This window comes from Paenochrobactrum sp. BZR 201-1 (assembly GCF_044987585.2).
GTDB lineage: Bacteria > Pseudomonadota > Alphaproteobacteria > Rhizobiales > Rhizobiaceae > Paenochrobactrum > Paenochrobactrum pullorum.
This window is the reverse complement of sequence record NZ_JBJDRZ020000012.1, coordinates 26425-50351: the sequence shown is the minus strand read 5'-3', so window position 1 is coordinate 50351 and position 23927 is coordinate 26425. Positions and strand designations below refer to the sequence as shown.

Below are 23927 nucleotides of genomic sequence, written 5' to 3'. Positions count from 1 at the left end.
AGAATTAGTTATCCATCATTAAGCTTAATGAAGAGTTAGTCTTTTGCGCTGCAAGGGCTGCGGAAACCGCAATACACAAAAATTTTCGCAAAAAATTTTCGCAAAATATGAATGTCGGAAAAGATCGGCAGCGGTGAGAAAATGTCAGTCGGTCTGTAAGCCGGGTTCTGTATGGCCGAGCCAGTGCTCGGCGTGGCAACCATTCATCTGGGACGGATGTCGCCACCCGCCTCATGCAACCCACCCGGACGGCTATCCGGAAACTGATTGCTGGTTCTTTCGAATCAACACGCCGTCCCTATTCGGTCTTGCTCCCGGTGGGGTTTACCTTGCCATTACTGTTACCAGCAATGCGGTGGGCTCTTACCCCACCCTTTCACCCTTACCCCGTCACCGCTTATGTCCGTAATGACACAACCGGAGACGGGGCGGTTTGCTTTCTGTGGCACTTTCCCTGAGGTTACCCTCGCCGGGTGTTACCCGGCACCGTGTTTCCATGGAGCCCGGACTTTCCTCACTCGCCGTCTTTCGACATATGACAAGCGCGGCTGCCCAACCGACTGACATCTGCCTTAAATGCTCTTTCGCAACAAAAGGCAACAAAAAAGCCGGATCACACCAATCAATCCGGCTTTTTATTCACGCAATCTCTTGAAGACCGAAAACCTTCAAAACTGCATAAAGCTTAGAACGAGCGCATATAGGCCTGTACATTGCTGCAATATTTGGCAGAAGTCGGGTTCATGCGCTTGGCACCATGGCCGGCATTATATTTGAGAATGGTGCCGCACACGCTGCCGCCACCAAGCTTTTGCGCCTGTGCCAGATATTTCATACCATATTGCACATTGGTGCTCGGTTCATAAAGACCTTTGGCAGAACCGGTATAACCCAAGCCGCGCGCTGTTGAGAGTTTGATCTGCATCAAGCCGATTTCACCGGCACGACCACGTACATGCGGCTGAAAATTACTTTCATGACGCACAACCGCATGGGCAAGCGCTGAGTTGACGCCGTAAGTGCTGGCATAATGATTGATGATGCTCGAATAACGGGTATTGCTCGGCTTGCTTTGTTTTACCGCAGATTTTTTAGTCACTTTAGGCTTCGGCAGATATTTGGCTTTGGCCGTTGTTTTTGTCTGCGCTTGTTTGTTGGTTTTTACAGATTTCTTGCTCTCATCAGACTTTTTCACAGCCTTGCTATCTTTAGACTTCAAAAGTTCCACCAAGTTTGTGGGACTTGATGCCTGCGCAGCATTTAAGTTAAAACTAGCTACGGCGCCAATGAGGGCGCAAGCAAAAACAAATTTTAATTTCATAATGTACCGTTCTAAAAGAACACCCGCACCTTGGGAGATGTGCGAATGTTCAGTCCCTTTCGAAAATATTCCATTCAGTGATCGAGCTTAAAAAACTGCAATCATTAGGAATATCCTTGCTGATTAAAACTGCGCATTATCCATTTTTGTTAAGGATCGCAGTATGACTGGCCCCACGAGAACCTCACAAAATAAATTGGATACTCTCAAATGATCGGGGTAAGATTTGGCGTCAAAATGCAGCCGAAGATTGATCGGTAAAGTAAAGTTATCTTACAGATTGTAATAATTCACACCGAGAGCGTGATTAAACCGTTATGAATCAAATCATTAAGCAGTCAGATTTTTTAACGAAAAAAGTATTTTGTAAAGCGTCTCAATGGTTGAAACATCAGCGACTCCATCAACTTTGTGGCGACGAAAATGCCGCTGAAACGCATTTACGACACTTTCTGTCTCTGCGCCGAACACGCCATCAATGGTAATTTGATAGCCGACAAGTGCCAGCATCGATTGTAAAGCTTCGACCGGCTGGCCTGATTCTCCGCGTTGAAAAAAGCGTCCGCCTTTGATGGGGGCCGGCTCGACATAATGACCGACACCTGCGGCATATAATGTCTCCCACGGAAAATTTTGACCCGGATCAATTTTACGATCCGGTGCAATATCAGAATGTGCCAGCACACAATGCGGCTCGATCTGATGACGTTTGGTAATGTCTTGGCAAAGCTTGATGACAGCTTCGATCTGCACCTGCGGAAAGCTTGGAAAATCATGCAAAACACCGGCATTGACAATCTCTATTCCGATGGAAGCAGAGTTGATATCGCTCTCGCCCTTCCAGAAACTTTTACCTGCATGCCATGCACGGGCTTTTTCCGACACCATCTGCACGATACGACCGTCTTCATGTACGAGATAATGGGCAGAAACTTCGCGCGCCGGATCTTTTAAAATCTCAACCGCTTCTTGTGCTGTTTCCAACCCCGTATAATGCAAAATAATAAAACGGGGTGTTTTTGCGTCTTTACGCACGCCAAAATTAGGGGACGGATCAAGTTCGGCACCACTAAAATCGGCCTGAACGAGTTCCAGCTCTTCAAGCGATTGCGTCATATCCTGCCCGCCCATTCAATTCTCTCTTTTATTTCAGAATTCTTTCAATCTCAGCCCAGGCCGCATTGATATCCGCTAAACGATGATTGGCAATAGAGACAAATTCCCGCGGCAAGCCCTGCGCTACCAAGCGGTCGGGATGATGTTGTTTGACCAGCGCACGATATTGCGCTTTGGCTTGATCAAAGCTGGCATTGCGTTCCAACCCCAGCACGTCATAAGGATCACATTCGCCGCGCACGATATGACGGACTGTAATACGTTCAAACTCAGTTTCACTAAAGCCGAAAATCAGCGCAACATTGGTTAAAAATTCCAATTCTTTTTCATGGACATAACCATCTGCCTTGGCAATATGAAAAAGTCCGTCGAGAATATCTTCCAGCAAATGGCAATTGGGCTGATCTTCACTGCAAAGACGCGCCAATTGACGTGCATAAGCTTCATATCCGGCCACATCCTGCTTGGCCAAATTATATAGCCGCGCCACATGGTTGGCTTCTTCGGAAGGAATTTCAAATATCTCCTGAAAAGCAATGATTTCTTTCTCGTTCACCACACCATCGGCTTTCGCCATTTTGGCCGAAAGCGCGATCATCGCGATCGAAAAAGCAACGCGACGTCTAGTGTCGACATCGCCTTCAAACAATGTGCGAACAGCTTCAATTACGCTCATCAGCGCATTTGTGGCTGTTTCACTCACAAATTCTCCAAGGCGAACCCAGATAGACATATGCGCTTTCTAATATTTAAAAGCTTGCAATGATAAACTGCTTATTGCTGGACAGGTGTTTTTTTCGCAGCCAGAAACTGCTTTGCTGATGCTTCGGCTCTGTCACCGGCAGCTTTGATCTGCTCGTCATTTTGCCCCACAGATTTAGCTGCAGATTCTGCATTTTTGCGGGCGCGTGCAACAATTTCAGCTTCTTGTTCGGGCGTCAAAACACCGGAATTTTCTTTCAAGGTTTCAAGCAAATCAGGTGCATCAACGGGTGCTTCCGGCTCTTGGACAGCAGGCACGGTTTCAGCAGGCTGCACGGCAGCAGGTTCTTGCTGAGGTGCCTCAGCATCATCTTTGCCGCAAGCCGTTAAGGCCGACAATGAAAACAGGATCAAAAAAGGCAGAGCGTAAGGTTTCATGCAATGATCTATAGACCAGACAATTGATTGTTGAAATATCTAATTAAAAATTTCGCGACCAAATTCTTGGTTTCCTGCGCTATACCAAACTTTTCCAAACATGTGGTGGCCTGAAATCATTTCAGGCCACCACATTCTGCACTCTTCAGCAAGGTTCTGTGCAAAAATTTTAATTCGCAGGCGCCGGTGAAGTTGTATCAGGTGTGGTCGGCGCTGGTGCGGATGGTGCCGGCTCGGCTGGCGGCGTTGCAGCAGGGGGTGCTGCAGGTGCAGTCGGAGCCGGATCAGCAGGCATAGTTTCGGCCGGATTGTTGTTACCGGTATTTTCCTTCTTGCTGTCATCACAGGCAGCCAGACCCAGCATCATAACGACAGCCGAGGATGCAATAATTAGCTTTTTCATAATTGTCTCCTTCCGATGAAATTTGCTTCGTCAAAAGGTGAACTCACGAAAAAGAAAAAAGTTCTCTCAACTAATTAAACGCATCGTAACAATCAGAGAGTATCCCTATTTATTGTCCCGCTCGTTTTTAATCGCAAATAGTTGGGGTGCAAATGGTGACGCAACGATTCTGATCGCGTAATCCTAGCGCTTCAAGTGATTCTCTTTCATCAGGCCAGACAATGAAACGACTTGCAGTCACATTAACATTTCTCGCAAGTGCTGCGCTTTTAAGCGCCTGCACGACTGTGGATTATGATTTTTCTGATGTGCGCAAGCCGTCGACCCAAACCACCCAAATCAAACCACCGTCTGGTAATGTACGCGCGCCACGCTTCGGTGACCGCAAGCCGCATGAATGGACAGGTAAAACACCTTGGCACTATCCAATCCACGGCACTGATGTTTCCAAATATCAAACAACGATTGATTGGAATGCAGTACGTAAGAGCGGTATTTCTTTTGCTTTCATCAAAGCAACCGAAGGCGGCGACCGTTTTGACGAGCGCTTTACCGAACATTGGGGGGCTGCACGCGCCGCCCATGTAAAACGCGGCGCTTATCATTTCTATTATTTTTGCCGCACCGCTGCCGATCAGGCACGCTGGTTTATTAAAAACGTCCCCAACGACCCCTCCGCTCTGCCACCGGTTTTGGACATGGAGTGGAACGCCAGTTCACCAACCTGCAAATTGCGCCCCAATGCAGCAATTGTGCGCAAAGAAATGCAGACTTTCCTCAATATGGTTGAGAAACATTATGGCAAACGCCCGATCATTTATACGACCGTTGACTTCTTCGACGATAATGATCTGCGCCAATTAAGCCATTACCCATTTTGGCTTCGCTCCACCGCAGGTCATCCGGATGAAAAATACGGGCCGCATCCTTGGACATTCTGGCAATATACCGGCACTGGTTCGATACCGGGCATTTCTGGCGACGCCGATATCAATGTCTTTGCCGGTGATGCCAATGCATGGAAAAAGTGGCTGGAAAGCAACAATGTCCGCTGACTCTGCAAAGGGCGCGCATTTTTAGCAAGTTTTGCTTCATTTTATAGATTTGATAGGGCAATAGATTAGGTCATTGTTGCTGACAGATTACTCTCAGCTTTTTTAAATGAGCTCGTCCTCCTATGAAAATTATATCCGGCCTTTGTGCATCTTTGCTTTTGGCATCCACCAGCCTGTCTTTTGCTCAAGTTCCGGCTCTGGCTCCGGCTGCCGCCACCAAGCCTTCCTCCACGACCGAGGCTGTACCGCCAAAGCCTGCTTGCGAAATAAATTTCAAGCAGTGGATTGAAGATGTCGCAGCCGAAGCACGCGCTGAAGGCGTAAGCGACAAAGGCATTAGCGAATTACACAAAGCCTCGCTGGATGAAAAAGTGCTGGCGCGTGATCGCTCGCAGTCCGTTTTCAATTTGACCTTCATCGAGTTTTCAAAACGTCTGATTTCAGAAAACCGCCTGAAAAAGGGCAGAGAAAATCTGATCAAATATGCAGATGTTTTCCGCAAAGTGGAAGACACCTACGGCGTTCCGGGGCCGGTTCTCGCAGCCTTCTGGGGGCTGGAAACAGATTTCGGTGCCATTCAGGGTGATTTCGACACCCTTAATTCGCTCGTGACTTTAGCTTATGATTGCCGGCGCCCTGAATTATTCCGTCCGCAATTGATTGCACTTTTGAAACTTTTTGATCAGGGCGTTGTCGATGCCTCCACCACCGGCGCATGGGCTGGCGAAATCGGCCAGATGCAATTGCTGCCGAAAGACTATCTGGAGCGCGGGGTTGACGGTGATGGCGATGGCAAGGTTGATCTGAAAAACAGTGTCGCCGATGCGATGATGACTGCCGGACGGATGTTGAGCGAATTGGGCTGGCGCAAGGGCGAGCCGTGGCTGGAAGAAGTCCGCGTCACCAGTCAGGATTTGCCTTGGCAAGAATCCATCCGTGAAAACCGCAAACCGCACTCGCAATGGGCTGAATGGGGCATCACCGGCCGAGACGGCCCTTTAGGCTCAGATGATGGCGAAGCCTCATTGATGCTGCCATTAGGTCGTAATGGGCCAGCCTTCCTGTCCTATCCAAATTTTGACATTTTTGTGGAGTGGAACAAATCGATCGTTTACTCGACCACTGCTGCTTATTTTGCAACACGTTTGGCCGGTGCTCCGGCTTTTGATCACCGTAATCCTGATCAGGGGCTCGATACCGAGCAAATGAAAGAGTTGCAAACCAAGCTGCAGGCACGCGGTTATGATATGGGCAAAATTGACGGCGTCTTTGGTTTCCGCACCCGTGATGCGGTACGAACCGAGCAATTGCGCTTAAATATGCCTGCCGATTCATGGCCGACACCTGAACTATTGGAAAAATTGTAAAAAACAAAACTGGCAAGACCAATGTTATCAACATTACTGGTTGTGCTGCCCATTTTCGCATTGATTTTTGCGGGATGGGCAGCCGCCAAAACCCGCATTTTGAGCGGGCAAGCAAGCACAGAACTCAACCGCTTCGTCGTTTATCTGGCATTGCCCGCACTTCTTTTCGACATCACAGCCACCACCGATCTGCATGAAATCTGGCAACCGGCCTTTATCGGCGCTTTTTGTTTGGCGAGCTTCATCATCTTCGGTCTTGCTTTTCTTTCTCCGAGCAACAGGGGAAGAGATCTCACCACCAAAGCCATTGATGGCCTTAATGCCAGCTATCCCAACACCGCCTATATGGGGTTTCCGCTTTGCATGCTGGCTTTTGGCAGCGCAGCCATGCCGCTGGTTGCAATGGCAACCATCATCACGGTTTGCATCATCTTTGCGGTTGCCATCACTTTAATTGAGCTCAGCCGCCAAAAAGCAAGCCGTAAAGCAAAGCTTATCATCAAAACGATCGGCTCACTGGCACGCAATCCGCTGCTTTTTTCGCCAGCACTTGGCGTACTTTATTCCCTCTCCGGCCTGCCGCTGCCAGAATCTGCCCATTCATTTTTGAAGCTGCTTGGCGCAGCCGCCTCCCCTTGTGCCTTGGTGGCACTTGGTCTTTTTCTGGCAGCCAGCAAACCGCTGACCCGCACCAATATCAGCAGCATTTCATATCTGGTCAGCCTCAAACTGGTGGCTCAACCGGTGCTGGCCTATATCGCTGCGGTTTACATTTTTCAGCTACCGCCGCTGCTTACCCATACGGCTGTTCTGATTGCGGCATTACCAACAGGCACCGGCTCTTTCATGCTGGCTGAATATTACCGTACCGATGCGACAATAACCTCCAACACCATTTTGGTTTCAACCGTGATTTCGGTGCTGACTGTCTCTGCCTATCTTTCGTTGATTGCGTAAAAGCTGCTTCGTCAGAATCAAATCAAACCGCAAAAACGCTGCCACAACTATGAATTTCCGTTAATCCAGATGGCGTTTTTGTGTCTTTTCCGTGAATAATTCTTCATAAAATTAGCATTTAAATTCATATACTTACAAATAATCAGGTAATTATTTCTCTTAAATAGCCACAAAAATGCATGAATTTGCTTTGTTTTTGCTCATAAAGCCACTAGATTCATAGCATCTGCCAACGCATTTGCGCTTGATTAAAACCAAGTACAATCATGAAGGAGACAGACCTATGGGACTGACAAGACCTATGAACGTCCTGATGTTCTGCGCAGCATTCGCTTTTGTTGCAGCTGTGATTGTAGGCATCTTTCCTTGAAGCTGGGGTGCTTTAGGAAATAAAATAAAAAACCCGGGGCAAACCCCGGGTTTTTTATTTTTCCTCAATGCACTCGTTTCATGCAACCGTTTGCTGTTTCGAGCGCACACCCAACAAATGACAAATGGCATAAGGCAAATCGGCACGGTTCATTGTGTAAAAATGAAAGTCCTGCAAGCCGCGCTCCATCAAATCCATCACCTGTTCTGCTGCAATTGCGGCAGACACCAATTGATGCGTATGAGGATCATTATCAAGCCCTTCAAAACGCTCAGCCAACCATTCCGGAATATGCTGACCTGAACGCGCACAAAAGCCAACCAATTGCTTGAAGCTGTGAACAGGAAAAATCCCCGGCACAATCGGGATATAAACACCTGCACGGCGTACGCGCTCGACATAGCGCTCATAAACATCATTATCGAAAAAGAACTGGGTGATCGCGCGGGTGGCACCATTATCCACCTTTCGCTTCAGCATATCGATATCTGTTGCAAAATCAGGGCTCTCAGGATGCTTTTCCGGATAGGCCGAAACCATGATGTCGAAATCATCAATCGCTTTCAATCCGGCAACAAGCTCCGAACCATTATTATAGCCACCCGGCGTCGGCACATAAGCATTGCCCACACCATTGGCCGGATCACCGCGCAGCGCCACAAAGCGCTTCACACCCATTGCGGAAAAATCACGGATAACCTGATCCACTTCAGCTTTGGTTGCATCTACACAGGTTAAGTGTGCCGCCGGTGTCACATTGGTTTCGGTCAAGATACGCTGCACCGTACGTGCGGTGCGCTCACGTGTCGAGCCACCTGCCCCATAAGTAACGGAGAAAAATGATGGCTCCAAAGGTGCCAATCGCGTTACTGTTTCCCAAAGTCGGTTTTCCATTTCTTCGCTTTTCGGCGGGAAAAACTCAAAGGATACCCGAAGGTTCTTACCGCCCTCAGAACGTCGGGAAAGCCCGTAAAAGCGCATGAAACAGTCTCCATCAGTTTTGTGGCGGCGATTATCTGGCACAATACCACTTTAGTCTTGAATAATTTGCAAGCCGCAGCCAAGTACAAATCGACGGCTTTCTTTTAAAATGTCAGGCGATCAATTGACGTGGATCGCGCGCCAGCCAAAGCTTGACGGTCAAGCCGTCTTTCTTCGCATCTGTCTGTTTCAACTCTTGAATATCGGCCATTTCCAAACCTGCCTCACGCAGCCAGCCGGTCATCTGCTCGTCACTGAAACCAAGACGCAAATGCGCATGCTCTTCACGCAAGAATTCCAGCACATGCGGCGCAAAATCAACAATTAACAATCGCCCGCCAGCACGTACCGAACGCGCAGCTTCTCGAATGGCAGCCTGCGGATCATCCAAAAAGTGCAGCACCTGATGGATGGTCACCAAATCAAAGCTTTCACGCTCAACGGGCAACGCATAAACATCGCCTTGGCGCACCTGCGCATGGGAAATGTCGGCCTGATCGAGATTGGCTCGTGCCACCATCAGCATGTCGCGGTTTATATCCACACCAACGCCACGCACATAAAGCGGCGCAAAGAGTTCAAGCAAACGCCCTGTACCCGTGCCAACATCAAGCATGGCCTGAAATGGTACATCACCTACAATATCTTTGACTGCTGTTTCAACAGCCCCTTCGGCAATATGCAGGCTGCGGATTTTATCCCAGCTTTGCGCATTGCTGCTGAAATAAGCGGTCGCCTGTTCCTGACGCTGTGATTTTACTTGGGCCAGCCGGTCAAAATCACGCTCGATCAGCGGATCTCTTTCATTAAGTCGCTGCAATGTTTCACGGATGATAGCACCAAATTCATTATTGTCTGAGAGGCGGAAATAAGCCCATGCACCTTCCTGATAACGATTGATAAGCTGTGCTTCACTCAACAGTTTCAAGTGCCGCGACACACGCGGTTGCGACTGACCAAGAATGAGGGTCAGATCAGAAACCGTCAGATCACCACGGGTCAACAGCATCAAAATACGCAAGCGGCTTGGTTCAGCCGCCGCTTTCAACACTTCAATCATTACATCAAGCTGCAAGCTCATACCGCCACACCCCTTATAGACATAAAGATATGTTTATATAAAAATTAAAGATTGCGCAAGTTGATAATCAGCGATTTACAACCAATGTGGGCAAGCTTCAAAACGTTCACATAAAGAGACACTGTCACGAGCTTGCAATTGCCTTAACTTAATGATCAATAAAACCAGTTAAGTAATAAAAGCAGAGCACTATGCAGGCCAAGACAAACCGGCAAAAACTCATCGCCAAATCTTTGACCCTTTTGATACCGGGTGCTCCTTTCAGCGATGCGGAGCCTATTCGCGCGGCCGCTCTCAGTCCGCATATGCGCGGACTAACACCGCCAGTTGCCTTATGGCTGGCAACGGTTGCCTATATCCGCCATCAATATACCGATTACGATGCTTTGCGTGATGAAGGTTATGATAAAGAATCTGCACGGTTTTTCGTGCTTGATGCGATTAATGACAAATTGACCGAATGGCGCGCAACCCGCCTGCTCTCACCCGATGATGATGAAATGCTGAGTTAAAAATGCAGTTTTCTTTACACCACAAAACACGCTAGACTAGAGCATGTCTCCCAGAAGTGGGCACCGGTTTTGGGATAAAGACATGCGTAAAAACAAAACGCTAGAGCGAGCACAGTGGATATGATTAAGTGCGACACCCTCTAGCAGCAATGCATTCCATCCCAAGCAAAGTTGATAATGTTCAGATTAACGCATATTTCCGATATTCATCTCAGCCCTTTACCGCCGGTTCGCTATCGCGATCTCGCCTCAAAGCGCATCACCGGCTATGTCAATTGGATGAAAAACCGCAAAAATGCACTGGAATGTTCGGTTCTGGATGATCTGATCAATGATATGAAAGCCCATAATCCCGACCACATCGCAGTCACCGGCGATCTGGTAAATCTGGCACTGAACAGCGAAATCGACATTGCACGTGCGTGGCTGGAAAATTTAGGCAACCCCGATCAGGTCTCTGTGGTTCCGGGCAATCACGATGCTTATGTGCCGGGTGCGTTGCGTAAATCCTGTCAGGCATGGGAACCATGGATGCGCGGTGACGGCATTGATAATGGCGGTAAAGCACCACAATTTCCATATCTGCGCCAGCGTGGCAACCTTGCCATCATTGGCGTTTCTTCGGCGCGCGCGACAGCGCCCTTTATGGCAAGCGGCGATTTTCTGCCTGCTCAAGCGCATCGTTTGGCATTGATGCTGGAGCGCGCAAAACAAGCAGGCCTGTGCCGTGTGGTGATGATCCACCATCCACCCATCCGCGGCGCTACACCAAATTACAAGCGCTTGTTCGGCATTGGCCGCTTTCAAAAAATCATTAAAAGTTATGGTGCCGAGCTGGTGCTGCACGGTCATACCCACCTGGCCACCCATTATGAGGTTGAAGGCACCAATGGCGCGACAGTACCGGTTATTTGTGTGCCATCCGCCAGCCAATCTTTTGGCGGCCATAAACCACCGGCGCGCTATAATATGTTTGATATCAGCAAAAGCCAAAATGGCTGGACTTGTGAATGGAGCCAGCGCGGAATTTTAACGGAAGATAATAAAATCACCGCAATAGGCACGCATCAATTAAGCCTACCCGCCCGTTAAACTATGCAGGGCGGGCATTAGCCTCTCTTGAAAAGTCAGGAACAAAAGCACCGCCCCAACCAAGGCGCCGGTAATAAACCATGCTAAGGCCGGCAAAAAGCCATTAGATGTTTGCGTGATCAACGGTGGCTTTGCATCAGACTGCACGGCCGAAACAGGTTTACTATCACCCAGTAACTGCTCACGCTCCACCAAACGATCGGCAATATAAGCGGTGACACCTTCGCTTACCCGCCTCATATCCGTTGATTGCGCCATCACCACCCGTCCCTGACGGCTATCACGCACAAACTTATATGTGCGCCGGTCATTGTCCATCATCACAAAAGCGGTCGCATCAAGCCAAAGCCTTGGCTGCATCCCTGATGAAACAGTAAAATCAAACAGATCGACATTAGCCGGAACGGCATCAAAAACCGGTTGCAAATCCGCTGCCAGCAAATCCAGCCGCGCCAGTTCTGCTTGCCTGACATCCACGATGCTGTCACCGCGATCCGCAGCAGCCATTTTGGCTTGTCGCATCGCATTGGCAAGCCGCAACGCCCCGTCGGAGTTTTGGACAGCATGTTGCGCATCAATTTCTTTCTCAAGATCATTTTCACGCATGACAGATCCCTTAGTTAGTAAGACTTGATGAAAACGTTCAGCACGGACAGTGAATTAGTAATACCAAGCTTATTCAAATCATCCAATAGAAGCAATAATACGGCAATACCAAGCAACTTAAACACAAAAAAGGCGACCCCGAAGGCCGCCTATTTTTCAAATATCAATGCAAATTTTATTCGGCCAACAGGCGATTGGCTGCCGAAACAATCGCTTCCAGCGAAGCAGACACGATATTGTCATTAATGCCGACACCAAAGATTTTGCCATTCGGATGGGCAATTTCCATGTAACAAATCGCGGTTGCGTCCGAGCCCTGCTGCAGCGAATGCTCCGAATAATCCACCACCGACAATTTGATGCCGATATGGCGCGATAACGCATCCACAAAACCATCAATTGGCCCGGTGCCGGTACCTTCAATATTTTTGATCACACCATTATCATGAATTTCGGCGGTCAGAATACGGCGGCCTTTATTGGCCGGATCAGCAACAGTGTGGTGATCCGCAAATTTGAGCCGTGCTGTTTCCTGCGTCACATAACGGGCGATAAACTCGTCGTAAATGCGTTTGGACGGCAGTTCCTTGCCTTCATCATCAGTGATTTTCTGAATGATTTCACGGAATTCCACCTGCAAATTACGTGGCAGGTTCAAACCGTAATCCTGTTGCAGAATATAAGCCAAACCACCTTTACCCGACTGCGAGTTGATACGGATGATCGCTTCATATGAGCGACCGACATCCTGCGGGTCAATTGGCAGATAAGGCACTTCCCACAATGGGGAATTGGCGGTTTTCTTGGCTTTCATGCCCTTATTGATCGCATCCTGATGCGAACCGGAGAAAGCGGTATAAACCAGTTCACCCACATATGGATGACGCTCAGGAATAACCAGCTGATTGGAATATTCGTAAACTTCCTTCATACGGTTGATGTCCGAGCAATCCAGTTCCGGGTCAACACCTTGCGTGAACATGTTCAAGGCCAGTGTCACCACATCCACGTTACCGGTACGCTCACCATTGCCAAACAATGTACCTTCCACGCGGTCAGCACCAGCCATCAAACCCAGCTCGGTGGCCGCAATGCCAGTGCCGCGGTCATTATGCGGGTGCAATGAGATAATCAGGTTCTCGCGATTATCCAGCTGACGGCACATCCATTCGATCTGGTCGGCATAGACATTCGGCGTATTCATTTCGACCGTGGACGGCAGATTGATGATCAGCTTGTTATCCGGTGTCGGCTTCACAATTTCGCTCACCGCATTACAGATTTCCAGCGCCACTTCCAACTCTGTTCCGGTAAAACTTTCCGGCGAATATTGGAAACGATAACCGCCACCAGCCTTGGCCGCCATATCAGTGATCATTTTGGCAGCATCAGTTGCGATCTGTTTGATACCGCTGACATCTTTGCCAAACACCACGCGGCGCTGCAATTCAGATGTAGAATTATAGAAGTGAATAATCGGGGTTTTAGCCCCTTCCAGTGCTTCAAAGGTGCGGATAATCAGTTCCGGGCGACACTGCACCAGCACCTGCAAATCCACTTCATCCGGTACATTGCCCTCTTCAATGCACCAGCGGCAGAAATCAAAATCTGTTTGCGATGCGGAAGGGAAACCGATTTCGATTTCCGGAAAGCCCATATCCAACAGCAGCTGGAACATCCGTGCTTTGCGGTCATGACCCATGGGGTCGATCAGCGCCTGATTACCGTCGCGCAAGTCAACCGAACACCAGATCGGTGCTTTTTCGATACGCTTGGACGGCCATTGACGGTCTTGCAGCTGTGTCAGCTGAAACGGCGCATATTTTGTCTGCGCCACCGGCATGCCTTTTTTGGCGGAAGCAACTGTTTTATCTGCAATATGGTTCATAACTATTCTCGTTCTTCGTGAACGATCTGCCCGCCACCCGCGGCTCAAACCGTTATTCGTTAACTACTAAAATTTCCGGATAATCGATGAAAAGATTATCAAAATTCAGACTATAAGGAGCATGGACCAGCGTGGTCTCTTGTCGACCGCCGGACGCTCCTCTTTAACGAGCCCAGCGATCGCCGCTAAGGCTAAGAAGAAGCGAGTTTAAAACACAAACATGTACAGCGCCACTCACGTGATCGCCGGAAAAAGATTTCGCCATGTTTAAAGTTTTACAAGTCATAGATGTATTTCTAGCGATTCACCGCAACAGTTGCAAGCCTGCAATCACTGATTTTAAAGTAAAATTTTGTGCACCTTTGCTCATGCAAAAGGCACCGCACAAGTGCCCGGTGGCAGCTTGGCTTCATCTTCCGGCTCGACATGGATAACCACAACCGCATTATCAATCTGGTCGCGCAAAGCATCTTCGATACGATCACAGATAATATGTGCGTCACCAACAGTCATATGAGCCGCCACGACTAAATGAAACTCGATGAATGTCGCACGACCCGCTATGCGGGTTTTAAGATCATGTACCTCAATCGCCCCTTCGGCATTGGTCGAAATGATGTCACGAATATTCATTGTTTCATCAATATCAGCACCAACATCCATCAAACCCTGCACCGAGGAATTGATAACCTGCCAACCCTGCCACAAAATATTGATCGCAACGATGATTGCCAGCAGCGGATCAAGGATCGCCCAACCGGTGACAATAGAGGCTACCAAACCAATCAACACACCAGCGGAAGTTACGACATCAGTCATGATATGCTTGCCGTCGGCAGTCAGCGCCGGTGACTTGTCACGTTTGCCGACACGTATCAAAATTGTCGCCCAAATGGCATTGAGCACACCTGCGGCAATATTGATGCCAAGCCCCAGCCATGGCTCATCCATCAAACGCGGCGCACGCAATGCTTCCCACGCTTCACGGAAAATCAGCAGTGCCGCAACGATAATCAGTACGCCCTCAATCACAGCCGAAAAATATTCAGCCTTATGATGGCCATATGGATGGTTGCGATCAGCCGGCATATAACTGACCCGAATTGCCCACCAAGCAGCCAAAGCTGCAATCACATTAACAATGGATTCGAGCGCATCCGAATAAAGTGCCACCGAACCGGTCAGATGATAGGCCAGATATTTAAGCGCAAGGACAGCAAGGGCGACGGGGATTGACCATGCGGCCAATCGTTGAATCTTTTTCTTCGTATCCATGGTCAACCCTTTGACGTTTCACATCATTATCATGTGGAACGCGCCATCAATCAGACACGTGAAATGCCCGAAAACGCTTTAAAATTGTCATTAATTACATGCTTCGAATTCGATAAGCTTATTCTCTATAACGAAACAAACTTAAAACCGAAACCCCCGCCACTTAAAAGCGGCGGGGGATAACAGATTTATCATCAATTTATTAGACTATACTAATATTTATGTTCGGGCTTTTGCCACCAGCCCTGCCACGACATTTTCAATCATCCGGATTCCGGCTTCATCTTCAAAAGTCATGATGGATTCCGGATGGAATTGCACCGCAGCAATCGGCTCGTTTTTGTGCTCAATACCCATAATAATGCCGTCTTCCGTCACCGCTGTCACATCAAACACATCCGGCAAATGCTTTGGATCGGCATGCAGCGAATGATAACGCCCGACATTGAACCGTTCCGGCAGCCCCGCAAAAACCGTACCCGCCTTCAAAATATTGATCGGCGATGGTTTGCCATGCACCGGAATATCCAGCTGGTTGAGCTTACCGCCAAAAGCTTCCGTCAGTGCTTGCAGTCCCAGACACACACCAAAGATCGGCAATTTACGTGTGCGCGCAGCTTCAATAGTAGCCGTGCAATTAAAATCACTCGGCGTACCAGGTCCTGGTGACAACACCACCAAATGCGGCTTCACTTCATCAAATATCGCATCAGTGATCGGCGCGCGAACGGTTGAAACTTTCGCACCAGTTTGGCGGAAGTAATTCGCCAATGTGTGCACGAATGAATCTTCATGATCCACCAGAAGAATATTGGTGTCCTGCCCGACCATATCCGCTTCCTGCTTTTCTGTTTCTGCCTGCACTTTATGTGCCTCACGAATGGCTGTCAGCATAGCAGAAGCCTTCAATTCGGTCTCGGCCTCTTCTTCCTGCGGGTTTGAATCATAAAGCAAGGTTGCACCGGCACGCACCTGCGCCACACCGTCTTTAATCCGCACTGTACGTAAGGTAAGACCGGTATTCATATCACCATTAAAATGCATTATACCAACCGCGCCGCCATACCATGCACGCGGGCTTTTCTCATGATTTTCGATAAAACGCATTGCCCATAATTTTGGCGCACCGGTTACTGTCACCGCCCATGCATGGCTCAAAAAGCCATCAAAGGCATCCATATCAGCACGCAATCGCCCCTCAATATGATCGACCGTATGAATAAGGCGCGAATACATTTCGATCTGACGGCGGCCAATCACCCGTACAGAACCCGGATCACAGACACGGCTTTTATCGTTGCGATCAACATCCGAGCACATGGTGAGTTCAGATTCGTCCTTTTTCGAATTGAGCAGTTTCAAAATCTGCTCCGAATCCGAAATCGCATTTTCCCCGCGCTTAATGGTGCCGGAAATCGGGCATGTTTCAATACGGCGACCATTGACACGCACGAACATTTCTGGTGACGCACCCACCAGATATTCACCTTCACCCAGGTTGATAAAGAAACCGTATGGTGACGGATTGATGCTTTTCAGGCGGCGGAAAATTTCTGATGGCTGGCTTTCACAACGCTCATAAAAGGTCTGCCCCGGCACGACTTCAAACAAATCACCGCGTTTGAAACTGTCTTTGGCTTTTTCAACAAGTTTTGCATATTCGCCTTGGGTGTGATCGCCACGTCCCGGATTTTTGGTGGAAGGTTCAAACACTTTCGAAGGCGTTTCACGCGCCAAACCGTGGGTGCTTGTGCCATCGATGCTGAATTCATAAGAATCCACCCATGCTTTGGTGGAGTAATGGTCGACAATGACAATCTCGTCAGGAATAAACAGCACCAAATCACGCTGATCGTCCGGACGCTTCATCTTGAAATCAATTTTGTCGAATTGAAAAGCCAGATCATAACCAAAGGCACCGTAGAGACCTAAATTGGCGTCTTCTTCTGAGAAAAACAGGGCAACAATCGCCCGCAATACGGTGAAAACCGATGGCATGCGGGAGCGTTCTTCTTCCGCAAATACGCCTTTCGGCTCGGCAACCGTCAAATCAATGCGGGCGGCATTCTGTTGATCGATGGTGACACAATCAATCAACTGCAACGCTTTTAAAATCGGCGCCAGCAAGATCTCACCACGCTTGTTCAGCGCTTCAATCCGCATAACACGACCATTGGCAGTGATGACTACAGGTGGATCAATAATGGCGGTATCCCAGCGGGTATAACGGCCCGGATATTCATAGTTAGAAGAAAAAACTGCACCGCGGCGTGTATTTAAAACATCAATACGCTGCTCAATGGCACCTTTATAATCGATCAACTGACGCATGCGCTCAACGGTAATGCCGCCTTGGCTGACATGGGTATGTGTTTCGATCTTCGACATTTTAGTCATTCTATCAACCATTCTGTTTGCCATGATCTGCTTTCCCCCTCTGTTTAAGCTGGAAAACCGATCCGATCCTGTCCGCACGTCTTCAAATCATGCTTTTTTATCGGTCGTTATAAGGATATCGGGCAAACAAAAAGGCCGCCCGGATTACCCGTTGCGACCCCAAACTTCACTTTCGCTTATGCACAAGTGTTTCTATGGCCGCTGTTAACGGACCCACCACCAACCATTCATCAGGATGTGCGACTTGTTCATACCTAGTTGATAGCGCTGCCGGCGCATGAAGGCAACTGCAAAAATGCGGGAAAAAAAGAAAATTAACTTGCCTGTCAATAATGACAGTGTTCCCTCTCCCTGTGCTTCTCTATAAAGCCAACACTTAACAAACAAAAACGGCACAGCACCTGATAAGCCTACACTGCAGCCAATTAACGTCATATAAAAAAAGTCCGGCCTGTATAAACAGACCGGACCATATTAAAGCTCATAGGTTGAGCAAATCAGGCCGCGAATTCCCGAATGCTGCTGCCTGTATGTTAAGGCGCTGTTGGCATTAAAAAAGCAACGCCTTAAAAGCAATGATTACGTGTAATATAAATTAAGTATGCCAAGTAACTACTACAGGTTGTATTCCATTGCAACCCATATTTCTAACAGGTTGTATTTTTTTCAAACATGATCCTTAAACCTTTGAAGTCCCTTATAAAAAATTCGTACAATCTGAGCTGAAAAAATACAACCCGTATTTACAATGCATCACCCCAATCCGCACGACGGGCTTTTTTAAACAAATCACCGTCGCGTTTGGTGATGATTTGCTGAGCAATCGCACCATCATTGCGGCAGAGCTTGAGTTCGGCTTTACCACTACTGGTTTTAACCGGTGCCAACACACGGTTTTCTGCCCGCTTCCCCTCAAAGCGGGAAACGGCCAGGTAAATATATTTCTCATCTTCCCACGGCACATCAGCTTGTTTGGTCAGGCGATGCAATTTCGAACGCGCCACACGTCTGGAAAAGTGACACCAATCAGAACCATCAATCGCGCAAGTCAATTGATGCGGACATGGCGCCACAATAAAAGCCCCTGCCCCGATCAATTGCTGACGCGCATCCATAATCCGCTGCCAGCCAGCCGGTGTGCCCGGCTCAATGAGCACCAGCATATTCTCACATGCGGCCCATAGACGGCTAATCAGATCGGCACGCTCAACGCCAGACAACTCATCCAGTACATAAGCCAATGTGACGAGATCTGCCTTTGGCAATGCGGCGCGCTCTTTGACAATATCACGCGCCACCCAATCGACTTTATCCAAACCCGCTTCATCGGAGAGTTTGGAGCCCACCGCACGAATGGCACTGCTTGCTTCCATCAATGTAGCTTGGCGCAATTCTGGCCAGCATTGTGATGCAGCCCATAAAACAGTGCCAGGCCCCGCCCCCACATCCAAAAGCGACTTCGGGCTGAAATCTGGGCGCAACTCTGCCGCATAATCAAAGCTGGAAAAAACCGCCGCATAGGTGGCAGGCAAACGCGCTGCCAGATAGGCATAAGCTGCTAACTCGTCCGATAAATGCAGCCTTCCGTCACGCGTCTCGGCGCGGTAGCGCTTGGATAAAATGTCGGAAGCACGTTGCAAATCGGCCAACGAAATACCGGTCAAGAGGTTATCTACCCCCTGACGTAATCGTGCCGGTAGTTCCATAAAACTAAATCACCTTAAAATCAGCGTTCCAGAACCTGTCTGATATCCACCAGATTGGAACGAACGCGCAAAATGTAAAAGCCCATTGTGGTCAGATGCGACGGGGTAAACCAAGCATCCTGACGGCCATTGGAAACAATAGTCGGCTGCATATCCAAGGCATCACGCACCTGTTTTTCCATCGAATCCCAGATGCTGTCGAGATGCTTTTCCGACAGAACAGAGCGGAAATCGGAATGCGCTGCTCGCAACAAACCATAGTAGGCATAAAGCTGACCATAAGCGAACCAGAAACGGTCATCGGCGCGGGTATCAAACCAACCGGCATGATAATTTTCGGCGCGGTCTTTCAAGATCGCCGAAGTCGAACCCAGATCATTGGCGATACGGTCAATATATTGGATCAGATTATCGGCACGCGCATCAAACACGGCTTCACAATTTTCCAATCGCTTGTTAAAATTGCGGATATCTTTGATCGCAGAACGGTAATAGCTTGGCGTTGGCGTTTTCGGGCCAAACGGGCTCAAGCCGAAATACCATGAATCTTCCGCAAATTGCATATTGCCGCGCGCTTTTTGCAGATCTCCGTCCACCTGAGATGTGCCACGCAAGCGACCTAAATTATCAACAAGCTCAACCGTTGTACGACGTACGGCTGCGTTAATGCCACGCTGGAATGATGCTTTATTATCGAGAAATGGTGTTCTGTCCCAATCAAGACCAAAGAAGCCGGCCTTATAAAGCACCATCGAAGAAATCCATGCATTCTGATTGACGTTGAAGTCGGTCAGATCAGCAGTCACCTCAGCAATTGCGGAAATTGCGCAAGCTTTATCACCAACAGGCAAAGCGGCAGCCTGCATCGGCATGCTTGGTGTTTCAGGCTTTAGCTCATCAGCCGTATCGGTAGGCACGGTTTCTGTAGATGTTTCAGCTCTGGCATCTGCACCTTCTTCCGGTTTAACTGATTCAGTAACCGGTGTTTCAGGTGCAGGCTGGATCAAGGGAGTAATCGTATTACTGATCTTCTCACCTGGGGTACTCGCAGTCTGATAGGTATATTTCGCCGGATAATCCGGATCAAAATTCGTCCAGGCTTGTGTCTGCCAGATAAAATAGCCGTAGAGAAAAACTGTGCCAAGCACGACAACGCCGATGCCAGCCTTCCACAACAAGCCAAGACGCAAATAAATGCGCCACAGCGCACCAAGCGGGACGGCAATCACCCGTCCAATTGCTGCCAGCAAGCGCCAGATGAAAGAAACGACGCCGACAATACCATTCCACATACTGCTTCTTCCCTCTAACATGCACGGCAAGGCGGACTTGCCAAACACCTAATAATGTTACGATTATGCGTTTATCACTATATCTCTACACGCAATTGAAATAGAAACTAAATCCGTTTTCAACAAGCATCGCTATCAAAATAACCGGCAAAACAAATGTTTTTTTAATAAAAACTTGCGATTGCGCGCTTAATCCGTAACATCGCCCCTGTTTTCGCAAGCCAATAATATAGTTGCACCCTTGCAACCTAAGGCAATCCATCTGTTTTGAGCGCGCGTTATTTCTGCGTGTAAAACAGGAACATTTCCGTTTAGGGGTCAAATCCCTCGTAGAACTAAAGCAATTCATCTGTTATTTGCTAAACAAACGGAACCGGAAAAATTAAATTGAAAAAACCGGACAATGGAGAGATTAACAATGAAATCCGTAACTGACTATGCAGTGTCGCTCGGCCTGTGCGCAATCGCCTTTACCAGCCTGATGCCTGCCAGCGCAGCACTTGCAGCAGAACCGGCCAGTTGCTCGACCATACGTTTTTCTGATGTGGGTTGGACAGATATTACCTCCACCACAGCAGTTACAACCGAAATTCTAAAAAGCCTGGGCTATAAGCCTGACGTTAAGGTTTTATCCGTGCCGGTCACCTATGCGTCTTTGAGCAAAAAAGACATTGATGTGTTTTTGGGCTACTGGAATCCGTCAATGACCGCAGATTTGCAGCCTTATCTTGATGATAAAACCGTTGAAACCCTGCGCGTTAATTTGACCGGTGCCAAATATACCTTGGCCGTGCCGCAATTTGCCTATGATGCCGGACTGAAAGACTTTTCAGATATCGCCAAGTTTAAAGACCAGCTCGACGGCAAGATTTACGGGATTGAACCCGGTAATGACGGCAACCGTCTCATTCTGGATATGATCGAAAAAGACGCATTTGATCTAAAATCCTTCTCACTGGCAGAATCATCCGAGCAAGGCATGCTGGCGCAGGTTGCCAAAAACATCAAAGCCAAAAAGCCGATTGTTTTCCTTGGATGGGAACCGCATCCGATGAATAGCAATTTCGATATGGTTTACCTCACCGGCGGCGATGATTTCTTCGGTCCCGACTTAGGCGGCGCAACCGTTGAAACCAATATCCGTGCAGGTTACGCACAAGAGTGCCCGAATGTTGGCAAGTTCCTCACTAATCTGGAATTCCAGCTTGATATGGAAAACCAGATCATGGGCAAAATCCTTGATGATGGCGAAGAACCTGCCAAGGCTGCCAAAGCATGGATTAAAGCCAATCCGGTTGTCCTCGACAAATGGCTTGATGGCGTCACCACTGTTGACGGCAAAGATGGTTTGGAAGCTGCAAAAGCTGCCTTCGGCCTCTGAGTTCAATTATAGGATTGCAGGCGGGGTGCATTTTTGCTTTAACCCCGCCGTTTTCAATTATCGTTTAAGCTTTATTTTCATAAAAACGCAGCAGGAGACATTTCGTTGGACTGGCTGACGGACAATAAAATTCCGGTGGGTCGCACCGCCAAAACAATCGTAGACTGGCTCACAAATAATCTGGGCGGTTTGTTTGATGCACTTGCAGCAGTGATGCAAACGCTGATTGATGGTTTGCTTTTTGCACTCAAAGCACCGCATCCGTTCATTCTGATTGCCATTTTTGCAGTCATCGCATGGGGGCTGCAACGCCGCATCAGCGTTGCAGTACTGACCGTGCTTGGCTTTCTTTTCATTCTCAATCAAGGCTATTGGGATCAGACCTTGGAGACGCTCACCCTTGTGCTCTCAGCCTGTTTCTTATGCATGGCCATCGGGGTGCCACTGGGCATTGCTGCCGCGCATCGCCCGACACTCTATGCGTTCATGCGCCCTGTGCTTGATCTGATGCAGACATTGCCGACCTTCGTCTATCTCATTCCGGCGATTGTATTTTTCGGTATCGGCATGGTTCCGGGTCTGTTGGCAACAGCCATTTTTGTGCTGCCTGCCCCGATCCGCCTCACCCATTTAGGCATTTCATCCACACCGGAGCATCTGATTGAAGCCGGTGAAGCCTTTGGTGCCACAAGACGTCAATTGCTGTGGAAAATTGAACTGCCATACGCCATGCCGCAAATTCTGGTCGGGTTGACGCAAACCATCATGCTTTCTTTGTCGATGGTTGTGATTGCTGCACTCGTTGGCGCTGACGGCTTGGGTGTACCTGTGGTACGCGCACTCAACTCCGTCAACACCGCACTCGGTTTTGAAGCAGGACTGGTGATCGTTGTGGTAGCCATCGTGCTTGACCGGATTTTCCGCTCGGTGAAGGAATAAAAATAATGAGCATGATAGACCTGAACGATGTTTCTATCGTGTTTGGCAAACAGCCGCAAAAGGTTCTGAGCCTTGCCGATGAAGGTCTGTCCAGAGCAGAAATTCAAACCGCGACCACTCAGGTTTTGGGTGTTCACAATTGTGATTTGCAAATTGCCGAAGGTGAAATGCTGGTGCTGATGGGCTTGTCCGGTTCGGGCAAGTCCACGCTTTTACGTGCGATCAACCGGTTGATACCGGTGGCACGCGGCCATGTTTCACTGCAAGGCAAAAACGGACCTATTGATGTGGTCAATGCTGATCGCAAAACCTTGCGGCATCTGCGCACTGAAATCGTCTCGATGGTTTTCCAGCAGTTTAGCCTGCTGCCTTGGCGCACGGTGGTTGAAAATGTAGCTTTCGGCCTCGAAATCAACGGCATCAAGAAAGCAGAACGTCTGGCTCTAGCGCACGAACAACTGGAGCTTGTCGGCCTGCAAGACTGGGCAAGTCACAAGGTCGGTGAATTGTCGGGCGGTATGCAGCAGCGTGTGGGATTGGCACGCGCCTTTGCAACGGGCGCCCCGATTTTGCTGATGGATGAGCCGTTTTCTGCCCTTGATCCACTGATCCGCACACGCCTTCAGGATGAATTGCTGCTGCTGCAATCGCGTTTGAAAAAGACCATTGTCTTTGTCAGCCACGATCTGGACGAAGCAATGAAACTCGGCAATCGCATTGCCATTATGGATGGCGGGCGTATCGTCCAATGCGGCACACCACAGGATATTCTGCTCAATCCGGCGAGCCAATATGTAGCGGATTTTGTCACCCACATGAACCCGCTTGGCGTGTTGCGGGCTGCCGACATCATGTCGCCGCTTGATCGCAACAGTCCTGCCCGTCCTTTTGCCGCAACAGCGAGACCAGCAACACCGGTTCGTGATCTGATGAATGCGATTGCACAAAACGGCGGGGATGTCGGCATTGTCGATAATGGCAAGATTTTGGGCAAAATCTCTTCAGACGAGATTGTCCGCGCTCTTGCATGGCATCAGCAATCATAAAA

The 23927-nt window shown here is 48.8% G+C and carries 22 protein-coding genes and 1 other RNA gene; 8 read left to right on the top strand and 15 right to left on the bottom strand.

Annotated elements, in window-relative coordinates; genetic code table 11:
• Window positions 1–140 precede the first annotated feature (140 nt).
• The 6 genes from rnpB to ACI0FR_RS09195 all read right to left on the bottom strand — a co-directional run bounded on the left by rnpB (window position 141) and on the right by ACI0FR_RS09195 (window position 3980).
• An RNA gene (rnpB, locus tag ACI0FR_RS09220) (RNase P RNA component class A) lies at window positions 141–564 on the bottom strand.
• A gap of 121 nt (window positions 565–685) precedes the next feature.
• The gene (locus ACI0FR_RS09215) at window positions 686–1321 is read right to left on the bottom strand and encodes a lytic transglycosylase domain-containing protein (RefSeq protein WP_404906058.1); all 636 of its coding nucleotides are present in this window, start codon (window positions 1319–1321) and stop codon (window positions 686–688) included.
• Between the two features lie 330 nt (window positions 1322–1651).
• On the bottom strand, window positions 1652–2452 hold the full coding sequence (locus tag ACI0FR_RS09210; RefSeq protein WP_374831727.1) for an N-acetylmuramoyl-L-alanine amidase: 801 nt from the start codon (window positions 2450–2452) through the stop codon (window positions 1652–1654).
• Window positions 2453–2465: 13 nt separating this feature from the next.
• Window positions 2466–3170, bottom strand: a complete 705-nt coding sequence (locus ACI0FR_RS09205; protein ID WP_404906059.1) for a TerB family tellurite resistance protein — start codon at window positions 3168–3170, stop codon at window positions 2466–2468.
• A 41-nt stretch (window positions 3171–3211) separates the two neighbouring features.
• A complete protein-coding gene (locus tag ACI0FR_RS09200) occupies window positions 3212–3577 on the bottom strand; it encodes an antifreeze protein (protein WP_404906060.1) in 366 nt (121 codons plus the stop codon).
• Between the two features lie 169 nt (window positions 3578–3746).
• Entirely contained in the window at window positions 3747–3980 is a 234-nt protein-coding gene (locus ACI0FR_RS09195) for a hypothetical protein (protein ID WP_374831721.1), read from the bottom strand.
• 221 nt (window positions 3981–4201) lie between these two features.
• On the opposite strand from ACI0FR_RS09195, the gene ACI0FR_RS09190 reads away from it, so the two are divergent.
• From ACI0FR_RS09190 to ACI0FR_RS09180, 3 genes are all read left to right on the top strand, one after another.
• A complete protein-coding gene (locus tag ACI0FR_RS09190) occupies window positions 4202–5035 on the top strand; it encodes a GH25 family lysozyme (protein ID WP_404906061.1) in 834 nt (277 codons plus the stop codon).
• A gap of 122 nt (window positions 5036–5157) precedes the next feature.
• Window positions 5158–6402, top strand: a complete 1245-nt coding sequence (locus ACI0FR_RS09185) for a lytic murein transglycosylase (protein ID WP_404906062.1) — start codon at window positions 5158–5160, stop codon at window positions 6400–6402.
• Between the two features lie 21 nt (window positions 6403–6423).
• Window positions 6424–7359, top strand: coding sequence for an AEC family transporter (locus ACI0FR_RS09180; protein WP_404906063.1), 936 nt, complete (start codon window positions 6424–6426; stop codon window positions 7357–7359).
• A 448-nt stretch (window positions 7360–7807) separates the two neighbouring features.
• Here the strand turns inward: ACI0FR_RS09180 and metF are convergent, their stop codons facing one another.
• Together metF and ACI0FR_RS09170 are read right to left on the bottom strand one after the other, a co-directional pair.
• Window positions 7808–8710, bottom strand: coding sequence for a methylenetetrahydrofolate reductase [NAD(P)H] (metF, locus tag ACI0FR_RS09175; protein ID WP_404906064.1), 903 nt, complete (start codon window positions 8708–8710; stop codon window positions 7808–7810).
• A gap of 112 nt (window positions 8711–8822) precedes the next feature.
• On the bottom strand, window positions 8823–9791 hold the full coding sequence (locus ACI0FR_RS09170; protein ID WP_374831711.1) for an ArsR/SmtB family transcription factor: 969 nt from the start codon (window positions 9789–9791) through the stop codon (window positions 8823–8825).
• Between the two features lie 191 nt (window positions 9792–9982).
• Between ACI0FR_RS09170 and ACI0FR_RS09165 the strand changes: the two genes are divergently transcribed.
• Both ACI0FR_RS09165 and ACI0FR_RS09160 read left to right on the top strand, forming a co-directional pair.
• The gene (locus ACI0FR_RS09165; protein ID WP_374831709.1) at window positions 9983–10303 is read left to right on the top strand and encodes a DUF2293 domain-containing protein; all 321 of its coding nucleotides are present in this window, start codon (window positions 9983–9985) and stop codon (window positions 10301–10303) included.
• A gap of 177 nt (window positions 10304–10480) precedes the next feature.
• Window positions 10481–11395, top strand: coding sequence for a metallophosphoesterase family protein (locus ACI0FR_RS09160; protein ID WP_404906065.1), 915 nt, complete (start codon window positions 10481–10483; stop codon window positions 11393–11395).
• On the opposite strand, the gene ACI0FR_RS09155 is transcribed toward ACI0FR_RS09160, so the two are convergent.
• The 7 genes from ACI0FR_RS09155 to ACI0FR_RS09125 form a co-directional block, all read right to left on the bottom strand.
• Window positions 11381–12001, bottom strand: a complete 621-nt coding sequence (locus ACI0FR_RS09155; RefSeq protein WP_404906066.1) for a hypothetical protein — start codon at window positions 11999–12001, stop codon at window positions 11381–11383. The genes ACI0FR_RS09160 and ACI0FR_RS09155 overlap by 15 nt on opposite strands.
• A gap of 175 nt (window positions 12002–12176) precedes the next feature.
• Window positions 12177–13889: a 2-isopropylmalate synthase gene (gene leuA, locus ACI0FR_RS09150; RefSeq protein ID WP_374831703.1), complete on the bottom strand. Its 1713-nt coding sequence runs from the start codon at window positions 13887–13889 to the stop codon at window positions 12177–12179.
• A gap of 366 nt (window positions 13890–14255) precedes the next feature.
• Window positions 14256–15164, bottom strand: coding sequence for a cation diffusion facilitator family transporter (locus tag ACI0FR_RS09145; protein ID WP_374831701.1), 909 nt, complete (start codon window positions 15162–15164; stop codon window positions 14256–14258).
• Between the two features lie 219 nt (window positions 15165–15383).
• The gene (locus ACI0FR_RS09140; RefSeq protein ID WP_404906067.1) at window positions 15384–17561 is read right to left on the bottom strand and encodes an anthranilate synthase component I; all 2178 of its coding nucleotides are present in this window, start codon (window positions 17559–17561) and stop codon (window positions 15384–15386) included.
• A gap of 204 nt (window positions 17562–17765) precedes the next feature.
• Window positions 17766–17996, bottom strand: a complete 231-nt coding sequence (locus ACI0FR_RS09135; RefSeq protein ID WP_404906068.1) for a hypothetical protein — start codon at window positions 17994–17996, stop codon at window positions 17766–17768.
• Window positions 17997–18304: 308 nt separating this feature from the next.
• Window positions 18305–19267 carry a small ribosomal subunit Rsm22 family protein gene (locus tag ACI0FR_RS09130; RefSeq protein WP_404906069.1) on the bottom strand — a complete coding sequence of 321 codons (963 nt, stop codon included), beginning with the start codon at window positions 19265–19267 and terminating at the stop codon, window positions 18305–18307.
• Between the two features lie 20 nt (window positions 19268–19287).
• Entirely contained in the window at window positions 19288–20580 is a 1293-nt protein-coding gene (locus ACI0FR_RS09125) for a DUF2333 family protein (protein WP_404906070.1), read from the bottom strand.
• Between the two features lie 460 nt (window positions 20581–21040).
• Here ACI0FR_RS09125 and ACI0FR_RS09120 point away from each other — a divergent pair, with 460 nt between their 5' ends.
• The 3 genes from ACI0FR_RS09120 (at window position 21041) to choV (ending at window position 23925) form a co-directional block, all read left to right on the top strand.
• On the top strand, window positions 21041–21940 hold the full coding sequence (locus tag ACI0FR_RS09120; RefSeq protein WP_374831859.1) for a choline ABC transporter substrate-binding protein: 900 nt from the start codon (window positions 21041–21043) through the stop codon (window positions 21938–21940).
• 105 nt (window positions 21941–22045) lie between these two features.
• On the top strand, window positions 22046–22879 hold the full coding sequence (choW, locus tag ACI0FR_RS09115; RefSeq protein ID WP_374831693.1) for a choline ABC transporter permease subunit: 834 nt from the start codon (window positions 22046–22048) through the stop codon (window positions 22877–22879).
• 5 nt (window positions 22880–22884) lie between these two features.
• Window positions 22885–23925: a choline ABC transporter ATP-binding protein gene (choV, locus tag ACI0FR_RS09110; protein WP_374831692.1), complete on the top strand. Its 1041-nt coding sequence runs from the start codon at window positions 22885–22887 to the stop codon at window positions 23923–23925.
• Window positions 23926–23927 lie beyond the last annotated feature (2 nt).